This window comes from Aliikangiella sp. G2MR2-5 (assembly GCF_015687155.1).
Lineage (GTDB): Bacteria > Pseudomonadota > Gammaproteobacteria > Enterobacterales > Kangiellaceae > Aliikangiella.
Map to the genome: position 1 here is coordinate 584,699 of NZ_JADPQF010000002.1, position 19,845 is coordinate 604,543.

A 19,845-nucleotide genomic window follows, 5' to 3' on the forward strand; every position below is an offset into this window, starting at 1 on the left:
TGAAAAAGACTGAGTCTCACCAAATGAATCGACGAACTATCAGGAGTCGGCCAACTAATGTCCTACGCAACTACAATTAATGAAACTCATGATCCGGAGTTAACCAGCTGGGTTGAATCGGCAAATCAGGAAAACTGTGACTTTCCTATTCAGAATCTACCATTTGCAATCTTTCGCCGCGCAGGTACCAGTGAAGCTTTTCGTGGTGGTGTCGCTATTGGCGATATGATTGTTGACATGGCTGCCGCCAAAGGTTGCGGTATATTTGAGGGTGTAGCCCAGGCTGCAGCTTCAGCCTGTGACGCTCCACAACTCAACGGATTAATGGCAATGGGTAGCGAAGCCTGGAGTGCATTGCGACTAGCCCTGTCACGTGCACTGCGAAATGGTTCAGATGCACAATCAAAACTTGAAGCCTGCCTGGTCTCACAAGATGACGTTGAGTACTCACTTCCTTGTCAGATAGGCGACTATACCGACTTCTACACCTCTATCTATCATGCAACAGCAGTCGGCCGCCTTTTCCGTCCAGACAACCCATTGCTACCTAACTACAAATGGGTACCAATCGGCTACCATGGTCGTTCTTCCTCTATCGATGTTTCAGGTCAGACTTTTAGGCGCCCTAAAGGTCAGCTTAAAGCACCTGATGCTGCGGCACCAACATTTGGGGCCTGTAAGCGGCTGGATTATGAGCTGGAAATTGGTATCTATATTGGAAAGGGCAATGAGCTCGGCGAATCAATCAAGCTGGACAATGCCGATGAACATGTGTTTGGGCTTTGCTTATTCAATGACTGGTCTGCACGCGATATCCAAGGCTGGGAATATCAACCTCTGGGTCCATTCCTCGCTAAGAACTTCGCTTCGACCGTTTCACCATGGATTGTAACCAACGAAGCCCTTGCTCCTTTTAGAACTGAGTGGACCAGAGATGAAGCCGATCCACAGCCATTGGACTATCTGGAGTCAGAAGCGAATCGCACTAAAGGTGGCTTTGATGTCAGCCTGGAAGTTCAACTGGAAACAGAAAAAATGCGCGAAGCTGGCGAACCTGCCTCTCACCTGTCACTTTCCAACTTCCGCCACTCTTATTGGACTGTAGCTCAAATGGTTGCTCATCATACCGTGAACGGCTGCAATCTCAGACCGGGAGATATGTTCGGTAGCGGAACACAATCAGGTCCAGAACACGAAGAAGCAGGCTCATTATTAGAGTTATCACGTGGCGGTAAGGAAGAAATCAAGCTGGATAATGGAGAAGTTAGAAAATTCCTTGAAGATGGAGATACCGTTATCATGCGTGGCTGGTGTGCTAAAGAGGGCTTCAAACGCATAGGCTTCGGTGAAGTTACATCAACCGTATTGCCGGCTGATCAATAGAATAGGATTTTTCATCTATGCTTATTAAAGGGTTCGTTTGAACCCTTTTTTATTTCACTTTGACTGACAAACCCGAAGTAACATTTGGCAAAGATTTTGACTTGTCGCTTTAACACTCGCCTGTTAGTCTCTAAGCCCAATGCATTAAAACATTAAGCTTCAATGAATCATCCGATAGAGCAACTGCTAAAATTTAGTCCGCAAGAACGACGGATAGTTTTACTTTCTGCCAGCTATTTTTTTCTATTGCTCTGTGCTTACTATATTTTGCGCCCGGTTAGAGAAACCATGGGGATTGCGCGCAGCGCAGACGATTTACCTCTGATTTTTCTTGGCACCATGACCGTAACACTGTTGCTTGCACCTGTAATTGCAGCCTTGGTTAATCGTTATCAAAGAGCGCAATTTATTCCGTTCTGCTATCACGCAATCAGTTTACTGTTGCTCGGCTTTTTTATTGCATTAACGCTACTCCCGCAAAAAATGATATTTGCTGTGGGAATCGCTTTCTATATTTTTCTGAGTGTCGTAAACATGCTGCTGATCTCTCTTTTCTGGGGATTCATGTCAGACGGAATTTCTTTGGGTGAAAGCAAAAAACTGTTTCCCAGCATCGCAATCGGCGGAACTATTGGTGCAATTAGCGGCAGTAGTATTACCCAGATTCTGGTTGAATTAAGCGGACAGGCTCCCCTGTTATTAATTTCGGCAATCATTTTGCAAATTGCTATCATCTTGATGCGAAAAACAGATAGCGCTTTTCAGGACTTTTCGATAGCTGAACAAACCTTGCAGTCAAACACAACAACAGAAAAGACAGTTCAAAAAGACACAAAGTCATTAGAAACTTTATTTTCTAAGTCAAACAAATGGGAAAGGCAAGAAAGCGATTCGCTCGCAGCCAGGCTAACTTCGGGAATTCGTTTTGCCATTTCATCTCCTTATATGATGGCAATTGCAGGCTATATCTTCTGCTACGGTCTTACTTCGACTTTTCTGTATTTTCAACAAGGTCAACTTGTTGCTATGGAGACCGGAAATAGCCATGAGCGGACCCAGATATTTTCCAATATCGATATCTGGTCAAATTCACTGACACTCCTATTCCAGTTATTTTTGTCCAGAAAGCTACTCATGCATTTTGGTATCGGTCCGATTCTGATTGGTCTTCCTCTGCTCACCTTATCTGGTTTTGCAGCTCTCGCACTCGCCCCGACTCTAACGGTACTGATAATATTTCAAGCGTTAAGACGGTCACTTAATTATGGATTATTTAAACCGGCAAGAGAAATTCTATTTACCATATTACCCACCGACCAAAAATATAAAGCGAAGAGCTTTATCGATACTTTTGTCTATCGCGGGGGAGATGCCATCGGGGCTCTATCACAGAAGGGACTGACCTCTCTCGCATTAGGAATTACCAGTTTGGCGTTGCTTGTAGTTCCGATTGCTGCTCTGTGGACTTTTCTGGCAATTTTTCTTGGAAGAGAAGCATCCCGCGCAGAGCAGAATAAAGTTGAAAAATAATAATATTTTTTGATGTCTTCAGTGCACCTGTGTTAGTTTTTCATCTAGCGATATCAATAGAGCTTGCAATAGTAAAGAAATATCAGATTCATTGTTCGGATCAATTTCAAATGCAGGCGCTCTGAGCCCACAACCTCTTAGCTGGAGATTAACCCGCTCCAGCTCACCATAAATTGAAGCTTTCTTTTGGCACACGCCAACAACTAATGCGGTATTTTGCAGTATTGGAAAGAGTATTTTCAATTGTTCCTGGAGTGACTGTAAATAATCAGGGTCCTGATTATCTATCAACATAATATAACCAATGGTTGAGTCGTGCTCTCTTTGTTCAATCAGCTCAATAGCTTTGGTCGTTTTTGCTTCGATTACCTGAAGTTGATCATCAGGACCGATATCAATCAAACCATAATCGAAATTTTTTTCACAATTTATATTCGAGTGGCACAGGGTACTAATAGCGGTCGACTTTCCGCAGCCACTCTTTCCAAAAAAAACGACTCTATTTAGGCTCATTGAAATGTCCTCAAATTAGTTGCTAGCTTACGCCAGCTTTTGGTGAATACTGTCTTCCGAATAGATCAAGTATGATAGAAGCTGTTCAGCATAATTTCTTTCCAATGACTTGGCTTTAGTCCAGTCATTGATATCGGGCAATTTCTGGCTACTGCTTTCAATTATCCCCAGCGATTGAGCGGCACTAAAGAAACCAAAAACAAATCTTTGAGGAATATTGAGAGTACGAGATATTTCAGCTAGCTTCATTGGTCTTTTCATCATCAAAGATGCAATGTTCATTGCGTAAGGAAAGCAGACCAGCTTCGAAAAATTCGGCCACTCAGTAAGATAGAAAGCTCGCTCCAAATCGATTTCTCTTGGTAATTTTCCGCGAGATGACCAAAGTGAAATTTTCCACATAAAAGCCTGTAGATCCCAGCGTTTGAGCTTTCCTTGTGGCTTGTGTGCCAATTCAAATAAACGAATACCAGTATAGTCAGGTTTAATTTTTCGCAGCGAATCAATTTTTTCAACTTTCATTAAACAAAGCGGCTTTAGTACACTATCACCAACCGCGGTGAAGGCAGCATTCTCTTTCAGATCAATAATTACTCCGGTATTGAGACAAATTAGTTCAACTGGTTTCTGGTGCTTCTTAGCGCGTTTTATCGCCTTTTCGACAGCCCCCTGAAAAAGATTTTGAGGGGAGTAAAGCACTCTGATAATAGCTTGCGGATTACTCAGATTAACATCAGAATTTTTGCCAACATATTTTGCAGCATCAATAGCAGGAGCTTTTGCCACATTCTGACCAATTACAGATTGAGATGGCTGTCGTGCCGGTGCAGATTTGTTTATGGAGTCTCGAGTATTCCGCCTGGAACTATTATTAACTGCAACTCTCAAGTGACTGTTTTCATTGATAGTCCTATTCTCAATTTGTCTTTCAGCAACAATTTTCTTCCTTTCCTGTTCAATTTGCAGCCTGAGCAAAATTTTCTTCATCCTTAGTAGCTGTTGCTCCATTAGTTTCAAATCAACCGGCTTGGCGAGATATTGGACTAAACTGTCATGACTGGAATTCTCTAATAGACTTAACCCAACAATACCTCTTAAAGGGTTTTCATCTCGAAGTGTTTGAATGTCGAACTGTCCAATACATACATCAAGGTCGACAATAAGAATCTGTGCTTCTTGCTCGTATTTAGTCAGCTCAAACTCACTCTCCATATGCTCCTTAAAGAGCTTTTCGAAAGCCTGCTCACTTCGACTATCGAATCCTTTTAAATATACTTTTGATGAAACTAGACTCATACCTTTCTCTCTCTGACTATTAATCAACGAACAAACCAGTGGCAATGAGTATAGAAACTTCTCCCGGTTTCGCTATATGCAGTTCACACTTTATCGACGCACTATTTCGCAAAATTTTTGATGGTCACATCGGAAAAACTGTCAATATTCAGACACAGGGTAGAATTGAAATGATAAGCAACTCAATTTATTAAAGATATTTCTGATCCATTGGAGAGGATATTCTCTTCATCTAACGATTGGCCTGAAAGAGGCTTTCAAAAAAATCAGATAAAGCTGTCAAAAATAAAGGACAATTTCCTACACAAAAAACTGGCAGGTTCATCGCTGTTTTCTGAAATTATTATTGTTCAGAGGCTCGTCTTAGTAGTAGTGCATAGTTTGACTGGGTTATTGGCTCAGCAAAGCTATCGACTAACTCAAACCCGAGTCGCTGATAAAAGGACAGGTTTCTGGGATTAAAGGTTTCGAGATAACAAGGTAGATTTTGCGCGTCGATTTCACTTAGTGTTGTTTCAAGAAGACCAGGACCTAGTCCCTGTCCCTGGTATTCCGGAGATATCGCAAGTATAGATAAATACCAGGCATTTTCAGGTACAACTTGAGCGGATTTTTCCGACATAAAACGACCGATTGCCTGATAGGTTTTACTACTTTGTGACCCCATCACTTTTTGAATGAATTCGAGCTTTCTTCTGGATTTCTCATTTTGCTCAGCCTCACTCAAAGGTATTGACCAGATAGAGGCGCCGTAGAGCGTTTGCTCAGGCCAATAATATCGCCCATAGTTTTTTCCTTCCCAGAGTGAGTAGTCGTAATAAGCATACATCGCCTGTTTTTTTTCGTCTGCTCCACCTTCAACAGAGTTTTCCATTGTGCGATAAAATGGATCCAGATGCAGCGAGTGGTATAAAGCTTCTGCTAATTTCGGTTTATTGATTGTATACTCAAAAAGATAGTCAGGCTGACTCATTAAATGTCCTCAATATAGGCTAACATTTGTTGACGCATTTTTGCGTCGGGCAATCGTCCAGTCATAGCCATCATATTATCTTGCATATGCTTCACTTTAGAGGTTGCAGGAATTGCACAGGTAACCGCAGGATGAGATAAAATAAACTTGAGAAAATATTGTCCCCAGGAATCACAGTCGAATTCTTTAGCCCACTCAGGCAATGCCTTGCCTTTCACCAGTTTAAATAGTCGACCTTTTTCATAGGGCATATTGACTATTACCGCCATCCCCTTATCCATTGCAAGTGGTAATAACCGCCTTTCTGCTTCTCGAATTTTAATGTTGTAATTAAGCTGCACGAAATCCAGTGGCTGAGACTTCATGACCGCTTCAAAATCGGCGTATTGACCCAAAAAGGACGTTGTGATTCCTGTATAACGAATTTTTTTTTCAGATTTGAGGGACTGTAATGTGGGCAGGTGAACCTGCCAGTCACGTAAGTTATGGACCTGCATCAAGTCCATCTGCTCAACTTGCATTCGTTGACGAGAGGTTTCTACCGCTTTGATTCCTGCTTCTTTACCATAGGTCCATACCTTACTGGCAGCAAAAAACTTCTGTCTTTCTTCCAGTTGACCAACCAGCTCACCAATCACCGATTCTGAGCGACCATACATAGGTGAAGAATCTATCAAGCAACCATGCATGTTAAAAAAGGTCGCAAGAACCTGCGAAAGATTTTCTTTATTCGCGACTTCATCAGGGGCAACATTAAACGTCTGGTAGGACCCCATTCCTATTGCTGGAATTTTTTCTCCACTGGAAGGAATACGACTGTAAATTAACGGGCGCTTGACACTTTGCTCGGGGCCACTACCAGTTTCCGCAGCAAAAGATAGCGATGGCATTGCCATTAACAGAGGCGAAGCACATAATGTTTTTAATATTTCACGGCGTTGTTTCATACGCAAATTCACCTGGTTTTCAAGCAGCTACTATAGCTTTATCATAAAGTGTTAATCAAGGTTGTGGATTTTAGATGGAAATATTAACCAAAGGTTTCATCTGCATATCACCACTTAACTTCACATTACACCCGAGCAGCCTTTCTTTCGCGACCTTGCCATTGCTGACGATATAGTCAATTACATTATTTTGTCGAATTTTAGCCAGTTCAATCAAAGGCTTAGGATCGACCTTGGCTTTTTTATTTGAATCATCACCCGCTTTTCTTGCGCTAGCTTGCGCAGATTCTGTCATATCTGCCCGGGTGGCTACGCCACAGATTACCATCTTAATTTTGGGTTTATCATTCATTATTGAAATAACCTTTTCCAGTTGCGCTTTGCCTGCATCACTCAATTTGGTATTTCTTGCAGTAAATTCAATGGGCTCAAAGCGAAGGGCTGTCGCCAAATCGAAAACACCAGAAGCGAGGGAGAGCATACCCAGTGGTGAATACTGGTAAATGACCGCATTCTTGATTGCCTTAACAGTAACGGTTGCGACAATGCTGGCAATCGAAAAATCTGGCGAATTCATATCGCCTTTAAGCGGTATTTCAAGTTCAATATTATCATCACTGTCTCTGAGCAAGTTCAATGCCATTGGCAAGGGCACGCCCAGCTCTTCATTCATCTCGTTGGCTTCATGTTCTTGTAGTTCTCCGAGCTCAAATTTTTCCAGTTTTGATTCAAAAATGGCATCAATTTTTTTATCAGCAATTTTCACTGCATAATTTAAATTCAGATGTCCCTGCTCGATTCTATAACCGATAAAACGTGCCGCATATCGAGTTACACTCACAAGGTTCATATTCTCTATCTTTCCCTTTATATCGGTTGACAGATCCTTCTTGCCAAGATTAATCATCCCTTCACCCGATATAGCCCCACCTTCGGCAAAACTCATGCTGTAGGCGACAGGCGTATCTTTCGCATCAGAATAACCAAACATCACCTCTCCCAAATTTAGCTTGATATCGACAATTTTCTGTTCAACCAATTCTCCGGTTGAGTCTTCGGCAATGTTGATCTCAGAATTCGCAAGATCAAATTGACCAAGCTTAATTTTCAGGGGCTCTGAGCTCTCAGAGCTATCTGCTGCGCTTTCGTCTGACTGACTAACTTTATCTGTAACGGCAAGCCATTGAGCCAGATTGAGTTCACCGTTTTGTAAAATAGCATCCACAAATACGCCATTTGTTGCCAATTTACCTAAACTAATAACTTGTTTTTGCAGTTGTGCGTCATTGAGCTTCAAACCTGTCAACCTGATAAGCGAACCAGATAGACCAGAGTTATCAGGCTCAACATGTGCAGCTAGTCGCTCCATCATTTCCAAATCATTCAACTCTACAGACTCAATAGCAGCGATACTCTCTGCAAAACTAAAATTAGTGATATTGAGTCTCGGCAGTTTGAGCAGAGCATGTAGCTCATTGTCACTGGCTCGCTGATAAAGCTTTAATCCAGAAAGGTTAAGCTCAACCAGGGAAGCGGCTATATTTTGTTGACTGAAAAGCAGACTTTCCAACTCAAACGATTCCAGAACCAGCCCCATATCTGCATAGCTATCGGTTGGCTCTTGCACCAGGTAACCAATGTTCGACAAAGTGATCTTTTCGATTGAGAAGTTTTCTTGATTAAATTTCAAATCGGTAAATAGGAGATCTTTCAACTCGGCTAACTTATGCTTATCGCGAGAAGTTAATGTAAGCCTTGCTAAATGAATATTCCCCTGATAGTTTGGCCTGGCACTTTTATCCACAGTAAATGACTGCTCAAGTAATAGTTCGCCAAACGTCAGACATGCAGAGAAGTTATCGTTATTCTGCAAAGGAAAGCCGAGTGATTTAAAATCTTTAGTCTTATCAACAACGCAGATTTCCAGGTCGCTAAGTTGCACTCCTGACAATGAAACGGCCCAGGGCTTTGCCGGCATCTTTTTCTTTTCTGTCGGCTCTGCACTTATCGATTCCTTTGAGGTTACTAGTTTTGTTTCAGAATCATCCATCTTATCTGGCTTTGCGAACTTTGATAGCGCAAGTGGACCAATTTGAAGTAGTTGTAAATCATCGAGTTCGATATCCAGTTTAAAACCACCCAGTGAAAACTCGTTAATAGTTAGCTGCTCATCCCATAAGTCAGCCATATTCCAGTCGACATAAAAGCTGTCGAATCCAATCCTGCGGCCTTGCTCATCTTTTGCACTTAGCCCCTCAATCCTGATGTCCGAGTTCCACAAGCTCAGCTCGAGACGTTCAATTTCAACCTCGCTGGCATGGTCTGATAGGAAACTTTTAATTCCCCAGATGGCAATTAAAGAGCTTGAAGCAACCAGCGTACTGGTGGTTATCAGTAGCAATAACAGAATAGAGAGGATTTTATGGCTTTTGATCCAGCGAAGCATGATGCAATCCTTTGGATTATTTGAGCGGAGTTATTTCTATTATATCCGGCATTGGGGGTTTCGATAAGAGCAATAGTCGAATATATGTCCTTGCCTCCTGCATGCTACCTATCAAGATGAGCATTCTTGGCGTGCCATTTTACAATGTTTGGCTACTTACGCAGTAAGTAACGACCTTTTCAATTTTCTTTTGCTATAAAATATAGTTTTCCACCTCGTCAATGAATTAAAGATTGTCCTTATTAGCATTTCCATCTTTAACTTCAAAGTATTTATCCGTGACTTTCTTAGTGAATAACGATGAATAATCCATGTGAATTATTCTTCGTTTTTCAGGACCTTCTTACATTTGCTAACTTAAATTTTAGCGAAGTAATAAGTCGATCGTTTTATATAGGTACATAGAGTTTACTGGAATAAATACTATAAATAGAAACAAATAGTATTTATTAGTTACTTTGCTCCAAAACTCACAGAACAACGGAGCAAAAAGCACAGCTAGACTCAAAATTATTACAAAGGCAAAACTTATCAGACCAAAAATCGAAAATGCGGGCAAGTTATTTCCATTAGTCCCAGGATTGAATATGAGTAAAATCACAATGATCACTCCAAAGACAATATAGAAATCAAAGGCCTCTCTATTATCCAATAATATTCACCTATTAATAATCAAGTGCACTAGCTTGAGAAAAAAAATCCTGACAAATGTAATTCATACAAAAAAGCTACTGAAGTTATTCCGAGACATAAAACACCGTACCTTAAGAGAACATTGTCACTTTCTCTAAACATCCTAAATAATAGCAATTCCGAAATAATAGCCAAACTAGATGTTAGGTATACCAGAAAAATTGTATCACTAGCTAGTCTGGTGCTTCCGGCTTCAATTACTCTGGAAAGAAGAATTGTACTATAACTCAATGAGGGGAGTAACATAGCAAGACTAACAAAGAATCAATGCAATTCTCATTATAAGACCAACTCCATTTACAGGTTAGCACAGTACATTGATTGCAAAAAAACACACCAAAAACGAGGTCCAACGTCTCTCAAGATTGAGTTTATCTTAAAATCAACATGTTACAACAGCTTATAAATTTATAAATTACTAACAAGCCTCCTTAAGCAGTTCCTCCTTAAGTGATTTATAGTAATAAACCGTCGCACTCCATTGCCCGTTGGTTTCAACCACAAAATCAGGGATCTCTCCAACTTTGATATAGCCATACTTCTCATACATATTTGAGGCAACATCCCCTTTACGCGTGTCCAGGATAAGCATGTGTCGTCCCAAAGAAAGCGCTAGCGACTCTGCTTCTTTAAGCAACATTTTGCCCACGCCCGCGCCTCTATGACTCGGCAATACAATCAATTTTTCTAAATCTGCACGATGCAGTCCATTCTCTTTTTGACACAGATTCAGCTGAATACTGCCAATAATTTCTTCTTCAATTAAGACAATCATCAGCCGACGAGTTCTATTGACTAACGATGACTCTAGCGAGGTCCAATATTCATTTGCATCAGTTTGACTAAGTGGTGGCAAGAAGCCAATGGAAGCGCCTTGATCGACACAGGCTATGAGCAACTCAGACAAACCGTGCAAATGCAGCTCAAACTCTATAGGCGCAACTTCAATAAATTTGATTGATTTCATAGATAGATTCCAGGTAAAAAATTTTGACTCAGCTCAGCAAAAGCAAAACAAATGCCAGCTATCAATTGTGTAAATTTGTATGCTTCGTCGCCCTTCTGAAAAAGGTATTCACCAAAATACGGCAAGATCTGAAAAACTTGCACCAAAAGGCGGCGCATTATGTCACCCAGTTGTTATTTGTTCTGTATTTTGTACGCGCTATGTAAAATCGTTTACAATGAATGTGTATCCACAATATTGGGAAGCGATTTATGTCCAAAGTATTGACCGAGCTACTCGACCTGCTGGGATTGGAAAAAATTGAACAGGGACTGTTCCGCGGCAATAGCCAGGATATTGCTCTGGGCCATGTTTTTGGTGGACAGGTTATTGGTCAGGCACTTTCTGCTGCCAAACAAACTATCGATCCAGCGAGAGCATGCCACTCTTTTCACAGCTACTTTTTAAGGCCAGGTGACGCAACCAAACCCATTGTCTATGATGTCGAAAATATCAGAGACGGCGGCAGTATATCGACTCGAAGGGTCAAGGCGATCCAAAACGGCAAACGCATCTTCTTCTTAACCGCATCATTTCATGATTCCAGCGGCGGCTTCGATCATCAGACAAAAATGCCAGAGGTAGAAGGACCTGAAAAGCTGATGTCCGAACTTGAAATCGCGCGCAAGTTCGCTGATAAAATTCCAGAACGAATCCGTCATCTTGTTACCTGCGAAAAGCCCATTGAAATAAGACCGGTGGAGTTTTTCAATCCGCTGGCACCAGATGAGGCGCCCCCTAAACGTCATGTGTGGATGAAAGCCAGTGGCGAATTGCCGGATGACCTGCGTGTTCACAAATACCTTTTGGCTTACGCTTCTGACTTTGCGTTTTTACCGGTTGCAGGCCAACCCCATAAAGTTTCCTTTATGTTACCGCAATTTCAAATGGCGACTATCGATCACAGCATGTGGTTCCACAGAGACTTTCGTTTTGACGACTGGTTATTACACGTTATTGAAAGTCCAAGCGCCAGTAGCGACAGAGGGTTTGTACGTGGACAATTCTTTGATAGACAGGGTCGACTGGTAGCCAGTACCGCACAGGAAGGAGTGATGCGACAGCGTCGTTAACAGCGAATTGTTTAGTTTTTTTGATAGTTTAATGAAAAGGCAGCTCAATGAAAAAACTGCCTTTTTCCTTTTCTGCTGAACCTACTCTCAACAGGAAGAATCGGTTGGCGACTAATTACCGAAAACTCTTCGTAAAAGCTCGGTAACGCGTGCAGAAGGATTTTGACGGATCTTTTTTTCCTCATCCTGAATTAGCGTGAAAAGTCCGCTCATAGTCTTATTAGTAATGTGGGCTTCAATATCCAGATTCGGTTTCTCAGTCAAGGGAAGCGCTTCGTAGGAAGATAATAGCTTCTTGTAGTCACTGTAAAATCCGACCTGATTCATCGATCGGCTAATAATTGGGCGAAACTTCTTTCTAAGTGTTGCACTACTGGTCTTTTTAAAATACTCGGTAGCAGCATTATCTGGTCCGTTTAGAATATTCCATGCATCCTTAATCGACATTTGGCGGATACTTGCCATTAATACTTCACCCGCGCTTTTAGTTGCAGCTTCGGCTGAACGATTCATCTGCAACTCAAACTTATCAACATAGCGCCCAAGGCCAATATTTTTTAACGTACTGGTAACCTTCTCCAATTTTTGCGGAGTAGCAATTCTTATCAGCGGATTATCGCTAAAGCCTCCCACTTTGCTAGTTGCGCTAACGCTGTTTTTAGTTCCCACTTCCAGCGCCTGTTTAAGCCCTGCTACAACAGTCTGGGTATCAAGTGGTCTTTGATACTGACCCAGAGTATCGGCGACCTGGCTTAAATCAACGTCCTTACACCCCAGAGTAAAAGTAAGAGAAAAAGCGATAAGGCTCTGACAAATAATCCAGAAGCCCTTAAATCGTTTTAATTTCATTCCAAAATCCCCTAGCCTAGAATCATCCTATCCAACTTAGAATCTATCTTATTGCCTGTCATGACTATGTGAAAAACTAAGACTTAAGCAAGCTAACCACTCGGCCCACATGCTCAGCAGCCTCTATTCCGCGGTCAGTCAGATAGCCGCCATCAACCTGGGAAACAAAACCTTTTTCAAACAGTCGAGACATGGCTGCAACCTTTTCCGGCTCTGCATCATGATGAACTTTTAAACCTTCTTGCACACTATCAAGATTAAATAACCCCAGCAGCTCAATTTCAGTAATCAGTTGATTATCCATCAATTTCCTCTTATTTGTGTTAACAATGGCTTTCTCCAAAATAGCACTTTTAATCGTTCCAGGGTAGTTCTGATAATCAAACCGGCAACCATAAGTAAAACAAATTGATTCCGGTCACTACCAGTTCCAGGCTTACCCGGACTTGCATTTCTGATATTTGAGATAAACACCCAAATAATAACGATTATCATTTGCAATAAAAGCAATTCACATTTAAAATAACTTTCAAATGAAGAAGACATATAAGGAGAGTCGCAGTGGGTTATAAAATCGAAGCTTTTCTGGATCAGGGAAGACCAGCCTTGAGAATCTACGATATTAATCAGCACTCCCTTTGTCTTTCGTGGGTTTATCAGGGTGAGGCCGAAAATAACAGCGAGATTCACAAGCTTTTTCGGCAATTACTCTTGTTGACCTGCAAACAGGATTTACACAATGTGAGAGTGTTTAATCTCACCCCCAAACTTGACAGTTAGCCGTATCCTTCTCCGTTGGCTTTATGGTTAATTCTGTTGTGACTAAGAGATAGCTCTCATGTTGTGTGAATATTCTCGATACCCCTGTGTTGAGGATTTGTGAATATTGCAGTCATTATCGACCCCATCATATTCTCAGATGACTGTAATTTTTATAGCCCGGTGCTCTCGTCCGGGCTTTTTTATCTCTTTCCGGTTTGATATGTGTACAAATAGATATCGAATGAATTTTCTTCAAATCTGATATAGATGAATATCAATAAAAAAAGCTCAACCGGTGGTTGAGCTTTTCTTCAGTAGCATAATATGCAGGGAGGTTTATTTTGCTTTAACCTTGCTTGCATCGGCAGACTCATTTGCTGCCGCCAACTTAGTTAAATCACCTGCTTTAATAATCGAAAAATCTTCAAACTTGATATACTTTTTCATCGCACGATGAACATCCTTAGCAGTCAGGTTTTTCAACTTTTCTTCGTAGTCTTCACCCCACTGCATATTCCGATCTAGATCCAGATTAGAAACCAGAGTTCCAACTAACTCCCTGTCTTGTGAACGACTAACCCGTCGTCCTTGTAACAGGCCAGACTTGGCTGATTCAATTTCCTCTTCGGAAAATCCATCTTTTAGCATTCTAATTAGTTCTTCTTTGAACCCGATTTCGACTTTGTCAAGATTCTGTGGCGCACAAATTGCGTAGACTCCCAAATCAGATCTTTCGTCATATGCACTTTGTTGCATGAAAGAGCCGGCGCTGTAACTCAAGCCATCTTGTTGTCGCAAACGAGTGGCCAAACGACTATTCAAAAATCCGCCACCGAAGATGTAGTTTCCTAACTCCAGCGCAGCAGCTTCTTCCGCATTGTCACCGACAGGTAATCTGGTCAAAGCAACAAAGGTTGCATTTTCCTTGTCTGGTGTATCGAAAGTTTTGTTTTGCTTTTGAGGTGCAAAATAGTCTCGAGCAACACGCTTGTAGTTTTCTTCCGTGTTCCATTGTCCATAAAGTTTTTCCAGTTCAGTTTCAATCTGCTCCGGCTCAAAATCACCAACCACACCAATTTGTGCATGACCTGCACCATAGAAGCGCTGATGGAACTTCTTAAGATCTTCTATTTTCAGTTTGTTTAACTCCGCCAGACTCTCTTCAAAAGTGGCAACATAGCGAGGGTGTCCCTTGGGATAAGGGTTTTGTTGACGGCTATATTCATTAAACGCAAGACTCTGCGGATTTTGAAGTTGTTGCTCAATATCGACTTTGGTAGTTGAAAGATACTGTTCAAACTCTTTTTGATCAAAAGCTGGCTTCTTTAAGACACTGGTGGCTAAACGTAATACTTCAACCAAATTTTCCTTGGTCGTTGTAATACTTGCGTAGGCACCTCTGGCACTGCCACCAATACGAACATTGGCTTTCAACTTATCGAATTCATCTTGCAGTTCCTGACGACTATACTTGTCATTTCCTCGCATCAACATATTGCCTACCGCAGAACCTACCATTTGCATGCCGGTAAGACTGCTTTCGTTACCCATATCCAGGGAGATATTGACTACTACGGACTCTCCTCGAGTTTTCTTTGGGAGTAAAGTTATCTTGGTACCGTTGCTTAACTTGGATAGACGAGTTCTGGAGTCAATATTGTCATGCGATGGATCGAAGTTTTCGCCTTGTGCAATCTGTGCTCGACCTTTATAACCCTCCAACATATCAGCAACACTGGCAACTTGTGGAATTTCAACACGCTCAGGCTTTTCAGCCGGTATAAAGCGAGCCGCAGTTCTGTTATTACGCTGCAAGTAAGTCTCAGCAACTCGTTGAACGTCATCGACGGTTACTTTCTCAATGCGATCACGATGCAGGAAGTACAGTCTCCAGTCCCCCATTCCGAGCCATTCGCTAAGATTTCTGGCAATCCCTTCAGATGAATTGAAAGAAAGCTCAATGTTTTTAAGAATATTGCGTTTCGCTCTTTCCACTTCTTCTTTGGTCACGGGGTTGGTTTTCAAACCCTCCAGAACATCTAGCATCTGATTTGCCGTTTTATCCAGATCGAAACTTTTGTCGACCTCAGAAGCATAAAGTGCCACCCCAGGCTCTTGCCATTGGAAGTTAAAACCAAACGCTCGGCTCGCCAACTTGCCTTCAACAAGAGACTTATGTAGACGACCACTAGGAGTATCGCCAAGGATCTGGGTTAAGACATCGATTGCAGCGTAATCTGGATGAGACCCCGCAGGGATATGATACAACGCGCTAAACATCTGCACATCACCTACCCGTCGAACTGTAACGCTCTTTTCTCCATCCTGCGCCGGTTCCACCGTGTAAAGCGGGCGAAGCTTGCGATCAGGCTTAGGGATCGAACCAAAATATTTCTTCACCTTTTTAAGCATTTTGTCCTGCTCAAACTTGCCTGCGACTATCAGGGTAGCATTGTCAGGCTGGTAGTATTTTTTATAGAAAGCTTTAAGCCGGTCTATTGGCACATTTTCCAGATCAGCGCGCGCACCAATTGTCGACTTTCCATAATTATGCCAGGAGAATGCTGCACCCATTGCTCTTTTCAGAGTTACCATGAAAGGACTATTTTCACCCATTTCAAATTCATTGCGCACTACCGTCATTTCACTGTCCAGGTCTTCTTTGGCGATAAATGAGTTGACCATGCGGTCAGCTTCCATATCCAATGCCCAATTGATATTTTCTTCGGTAGCGGTAAAAGTCTCGAAATAATTGGTACGATCCGTCCAGGTTGTGCCATTAGGTCTAGCTCCGTGAGAGCTTAGTTCTTTTGGAATATCCTTGTGCTTAGGTGACCCTTTGAACACCAGATGCTCAAGCAGATGAGCCATTCCTGTCTCACCATAATTTTCATGCTTTGAACCAACATGGTAAGTAATATTAACCGTTACAGTTTCTTTGGTTTGGTCGGGAAATAACAACACTCTCAAACCATTATCAAACTGATACTCAGTAATACCCTCAACCTGGGTAACCGGTTTTGCCTCTACTTTTTTTGCCATGGCAGGCATAGAAGCGGCAGTACAACTAATTGCAGCACTGATCGCGACAACTCGCATCGCTTTGCTTAGACCTAACATCCATTTCTCCTTTTTGATATCAAAACCAGCTCCCGAGTTATTAATTTAAATCAACTCAGGAATGGTAGTTGAACGATAATTTAAGGGAAATGGCGTTATATTTCGCGGTAAAAAGTTACACGGACACAAAATTTTACAATTCCGTGTATAGTTTTCTACTAGGAATGCTTATCCAACCGCTGCTTAATTAACAACGCAAACTCACTAAGGGAGACCTCCCCTGCCAGCTCGGCAAGATTATAATGGGTATCACCATCCCACTGACAAAAAAAGCGAGTCTCGCCACTACTCCCCTCTCCAGCCTCGAGAGTAAAATAGCCAATTTCAGGACAAGGGTTTTTATCCGGTTTTTCTAAATCCATCAATGCCACAATACCAATATAGATGCACTCGACATAAGCCCGGACTTCGGGCATTTCAATCAGGATCAAAGGATAGTTTTCAATTCTGGAAAGTGAAACTTTTATCTGATTGGCAAGAATTCGAGTTTCATCCGTGGGACAGGCTGCTTCTACCCGCGCGATCAGTTCCTTGACAAAGTCGAACTGTCGATCCGATGCCATCAGCTCAAAAAACTGGTGGGGATCACTCTCGGCAAATTGACGAAAAGCTTCGTGCCCCAACAGGTAATGCCTTTCCCGAGGTTTATCTAACATTATCTGACTCCACAGGTGGTGTTTTTATATTTGGTGATATTGTACAGATAATGCTCTCTACAGGCACACCGACAATTATTTATCCAGAACCTTAACTCTCCTGACACTATGTTGTCAGTAGGCTTGATTTAAAGTATTCATCACGCCCCTGGTTAATACCACTTTTTATTAGCTCTCAACAAGGAGAATCAACAAATGAAACACATTGTCACCTGGGCAGAAATTCCAGTAAATAACATGGAACGAGCGATGAATTTCTATCGAGAAATACTCAACGTTAATTTCAAACGCGACGAAATGGACGGATTTGATTTCGCTATGTTCGAAGCGGGTGAGGAAAATATCACAGGCGCATTGATCCATGGAGACGGATACACACCTTCAACAGAAGGCAGTGTCGTTTATCTTAATGGCGGCGATGATTTAAACGGCCCTCTTGAGATAATTAATCGACTGGGCAACCAGGTTTTGGTACCGAAAACTGCAATAAATGACGGAGAATGTGGTTATTTCGCACAATTTATTGACAGTGAAGGAAATCGAGTCGGACTTTATTCACTTAAGTAGCAACGATAAGGAAGGCTTCGGAGACGAAGCCTTCTAGTACAAGTTATTAAGAGGACAGTATATGCTTACTCCTATTCTGGAAGTTGTGATATACGAGATCAAGCCCGATTTTGCCAAAGGCTATCGTTTACATCATCTCCCAAGGTTTCAGGAGCTGGTAAAAAATCTTCCCGGTTTTATCTCGTTTCGCACATTAGGTAATTGTAATCAGCATAACCTTTACCTTGATCTGGTAGAGTGGAAGAGTCTGGAGCATGCTGTTTCTGCCGCAAATTCGATTCAACAAATACAAAAATCTAAAGAGTATCAGGGCTATCTTGAAGCCTTCGATAAAGTTAAAATGTTTCATCACTTTAAACCCCTTTAGTCGGCAGGCTCCCTGTTCAATAGTACACTAGAAGTTACGCGTATCTCACTAAGCACGGCTTCACGAATTAGTTTCGCCACAATTACCATCACTTTCGACTTTATCATTGTATAATTTAGAAATGTTCCAATCTCAGATATGAGTTCAATGAAGAAGAAATTAATCAGTCTATTTATTGCCTGCTTTCTAATGCTTTCCTGTTCGGACAATAAGCTCTCACCTTTAACACGGGATGGCATTATTCTCGCGTTTGGAGATAGCTTAACCTTTGGAGTCGGAGCCGGCGCACAAAAAAGTTATCCTGACTTTTTGTCCCAAATAACCGGATTACAGGTGGTTAACGCAGGCGTTTCTGGTGAGACAACTACTCAAGGCTTAAAACGTTTCCAGTCATTATTGGACAAACATCAACCTGAACTGGTTATATTGATGGAGGGTGGAAATGATATATTGAGAAATCACAATCTTGCCACCACCAAAAAAAATTTATCCGAAATGATTCATCTGGCAAAGAGTTTCGACAGCCAAGTGGTCATGATTGGTGTCCCGGAGAAAAATCTTTTCTCCGATAGCGCTTCATTTTATTACGAGCTCGCTGATGAGCACCAGATTGTCTTTCTCGATGAAATACTGGCCAGTTTGTTAAGATCCAGACAATATAAATCAGATCCCATCCATTTGAACGCAAAAGGCTATCGGAAACTGGCAGAAAAAATTGCTGATGTTTTGGAAGCTAGTGGTGCGATCGAGCTATAACGGATAAACAAATTTTAATCAGCCTGCTTGAGCAGATTTGCCGGCGAATACTGATCTGTCAATATATCGCTATCGGTATTCCAGTCGATAGTATCGTTTAGACTTTCCAGCACAGAATTCATATTAACGTTAAAATTCTCGATTTTTTCAACCGGATTTTCCAGAACTGCTCGAGGAAGAGAAAAACCGTCACAATTACATCCAAATATCACTCGATTTCCTTTAGTAGGAGCCTGGAAGATGAATAACTTTCCAAACACATTTTGATAAGTTACAGACTCATAATCGTAAAGCTTGCTATTACTGAAGGTGTTGGCACTCACAATTCCATTATCACTTAATAATCCTTTAACTTCCTGTAAGAACTCTCTGGTCATCAAATGTTCGGGAATGTAGTCGCCATTAAATGCATCAAGGATAATCCAGTCAAACTTCTCTTTCTTCAGTAATGATCGTTTTACATAGACCCGACCATCCCTAATCTCTGTTTTTATTTTGTTGTTTTCCTGATAATCAAAATACTTTTTAGCCAACTTAACAACAACCGGATCGATATCCACTGAGACTATTTCTGATTCTGGCGATAGTTCATGAATCACTTTTGATAAAACACCGCCACCAAGACCTAGAATAAGTACACGCTCAGGTTTAGGATTATGCGCAAGAGCTGCAAGAGTACCATGTGCATACTCAAATACCAGTCGCTCAGGTTTTTCCAGATCAATACAGGCTTGATTTGTAATCTTTTTCCGCCTTGTTTCAAAACGCATGCAGCGAAGCCCTTCTTCCTCAACGATCACTACATTTCGATAGATTGATCTTTCTTTATGAATTTGTTTAGCACAAAGGCCATTAGCATAAAAAGCAGTAACAAGACTTAAAACTGCTATCCATCGATTTGTCATAAT

At 41.6% G+C, this 19,845-nt stretch carries 18 protein-coding genes; 7 read left to right on the top strand and 11 right to left on the bottom strand.

Features of this window, described 5'->3' with window-relative positions:
- The first annotated feature begins 57 nt into the window (after positions 1–57).
- Together fahA and IYN84_RS09860 are read left to right on the top strand one after the other, a co-directional pair.
- A complete protein-coding gene (fahA, locus tag IYN84_RS09855) occupies positions 58–1,383 on the top strand; it encodes a fumarylacetoacetase (RefSeq protein WP_196139029.1) in 1,326 nt (441 codons plus the stop codon).
- A gap of 162 nt (positions 1,384–1,545) precedes the next feature.
- Positions 1,546–2,913: an NTP/NDP exchange transporter gene (locus IYN84_RS09860; RefSeq protein ID WP_196139030.1), complete on the top strand. Its 1,368-nt coding sequence runs from the start codon at positions 1,546–1,548 to the stop codon at positions 2,911–2,913.
- 18 nt (positions 2,914–2,931) lie between these two features.
- Here IYN84_RS09860 and IYN84_RS09865 read toward each other — a convergent pair whose 3' ends face one another.
- The 6 genes from IYN84_RS09865 to IYN84_RS09890 form a co-directional block, all read right to left on the bottom strand.
- On the bottom strand, positions 2,932–3,426 hold the full coding sequence (locus tag IYN84_RS09865; protein ID WP_196139031.1) for a hypothetical protein: 495 nt from the start codon (positions 3,424–3,426) through the stop codon (positions 2,932–2,934).
- A 27-nt stretch (positions 3,427–3,453) separates the two neighbouring features.
- A complete protein-coding gene (locus IYN84_RS09870; protein WP_196139032.1) occupies positions 3,454–4,722 on the bottom strand; it encodes a hypothetical protein in 1,269 nt (422 codons plus the stop codon).
- A gap of 343 nt (positions 4,723–5,065) precedes the next feature.
- Positions 5,066–5,695, bottom strand: a complete 630-nt coding sequence (locus tag IYN84_RS09875) for an N-acetyltransferase (RefSeq protein ID WP_196139033.1) — start codon at positions 5,693–5,695, stop codon at positions 5,066–5,068.
- On the bottom strand, positions 5,695–6,642 hold the full coding sequence (locus IYN84_RS09880; RefSeq protein ID WP_196139034.1) for an aldo/keto reductase: 948 nt from the start codon (positions 6,640–6,642) through the stop codon (positions 5,695–5,697). Before IYN84_RS09880 ends, IYN84_RS09875 begins: the two co-directional genes overlap by 1 nt.
- A 70-nt stretch (positions 6,643–6,712) precedes the next feature.
- Positions 6,713–9,088 carry a DUF748 domain-containing protein gene (locus IYN84_RS09885; RefSeq protein ID WP_196139035.1) on the bottom strand — a complete coding sequence of 792 codons (2,376 nt, stop codon included), beginning with the start codon at positions 9,086–9,088 and terminating at the stop codon, positions 6,713–6,715.
- Between the two features lie 1,111 nt (positions 9,089–10,199).
- On the bottom strand, positions 10,200–10,748 hold the full coding sequence (locus IYN84_RS09890) for a GNAT family N-acetyltransferase (RefSeq protein WP_196139036.1): 549 nt from the start codon (positions 10,746–10,748) through the stop codon (positions 10,200–10,202).
- A 251-nt stretch (positions 10,749–10,999) separates the two neighbouring features.
- Here IYN84_RS09890 and tesB point away from each other — a divergent pair, with 251 nt between their 5' ends.
- On the top strand, positions 11,000–11,860 hold the full coding sequence (gene tesB / locus IYN84_RS09895; RefSeq protein WP_196139037.1) for an acyl-CoA thioesterase II: 861 nt from the start codon (positions 11,000–11,002) through the stop codon (positions 11,858–11,860).
- 111 nt (positions 11,861–11,971) lie between these two features.
- Here tesB and IYN84_RS09900 read toward each other — a convergent pair whose 3' ends face one another.
- A complete protein-coding gene (locus tag IYN84_RS09900) occupies positions 11,972–12,709 on the bottom strand; it encodes a DUF4197 domain-containing protein (protein WP_196139038.1) in 738 nt (245 codons plus the stop codon).
- A gap of 76 nt (positions 12,710–12,785) precedes the next feature.
- A complete protein-coding gene (locus IYN84_RS09905) occupies positions 12,786–13,013 on the bottom strand; it encodes a TIGR02647 family protein (protein WP_196139039.1) in 228 nt (75 codons plus the stop codon).
- A gap of 257 nt (positions 13,014–13,270) precedes the next feature.
- On the opposite strand from IYN84_RS09905, the gene IYN84_RS09910 reads away from it, so the two are divergent.
- Positions 13,271–13,489, top strand: a complete 219-nt coding sequence (locus tag IYN84_RS09910) for a hypothetical protein (RefSeq protein ID WP_196139040.1) — start codon at positions 13,271–13,273, stop codon at positions 13,487–13,489.
- A gap of 318 nt (positions 13,490–13,807) precedes the next feature.
- Here the strand turns inward: IYN84_RS09910 and IYN84_RS09915 are convergent, their stop codons facing one another.
- Positions 13,808–16,591, bottom strand: coding sequence for a pitrilysin family protein (locus IYN84_RS09915; RefSeq protein WP_210330370.1), 2,784 nt, complete (start codon positions 16,589–16,591; stop codon positions 13,808–13,810).
- 158 nt (positions 16,592–16,749) lie between these two features.
- Entirely contained in the window at positions 16,750–17,247 is a 498-nt protein-coding gene (locus IYN84_RS09920) for a hypothetical protein (protein ID WP_196139041.1), read from the bottom strand.
- 195 nt (positions 17,248–17,442) lie between these two features.
- Between IYN84_RS09920 and IYN84_RS09925 the strand changes: the two genes are divergently transcribed.
- The 3 genes from IYN84_RS09925 (at position 17,443) to IYN84_RS09935 (ending at position 18,937) form a co-directional block, all read left to right on the top strand.
- Complete coding sequence (locus tag IYN84_RS09925; protein WP_196139042.1) at positions 17,443–17,814, top strand: VOC family protein; 372 nt, start codon at positions 17,443–17,445, stop codon at positions 17,812–17,814.
- Positions 17,815–17,875: 61 nt separating this feature from the next.
- The gene (locus tag IYN84_RS09930) at positions 17,876–18,181 is read left to right on the top strand and encodes an antibiotic biosynthesis monooxygenase (RefSeq protein ID WP_196139043.1); all 306 of its coding nucleotides are present in this window, start codon (positions 17,876–17,878) and stop codon (positions 18,179–18,181) included.
- A gap of 147 nt (positions 18,182–18,328) precedes the next feature.
- Complete coding sequence (locus IYN84_RS09935; RefSeq protein WP_246722769.1) at positions 18,329–18,937, top strand: GDSL-type esterase/lipase family protein; 609 nt, start codon at positions 18,329–18,331, stop codon at positions 18,935–18,937.
- Between the two features lie 14 nt (positions 18,938–18,951).
- Here IYN84_RS09935 and IYN84_RS09940 read toward each other — a convergent pair whose 3' ends face one another.
- The gene (locus IYN84_RS09940) at positions 18,952–19,842 is read right to left on the bottom strand and encodes a spermidine synthase (RefSeq protein WP_196139045.1); all 891 of its coding nucleotides are present in this window, start codon (positions 19,840–19,842) and stop codon (positions 18,952–18,954) included.
- Positions 19,843–19,845: the final 3 nt, after the last annotated feature.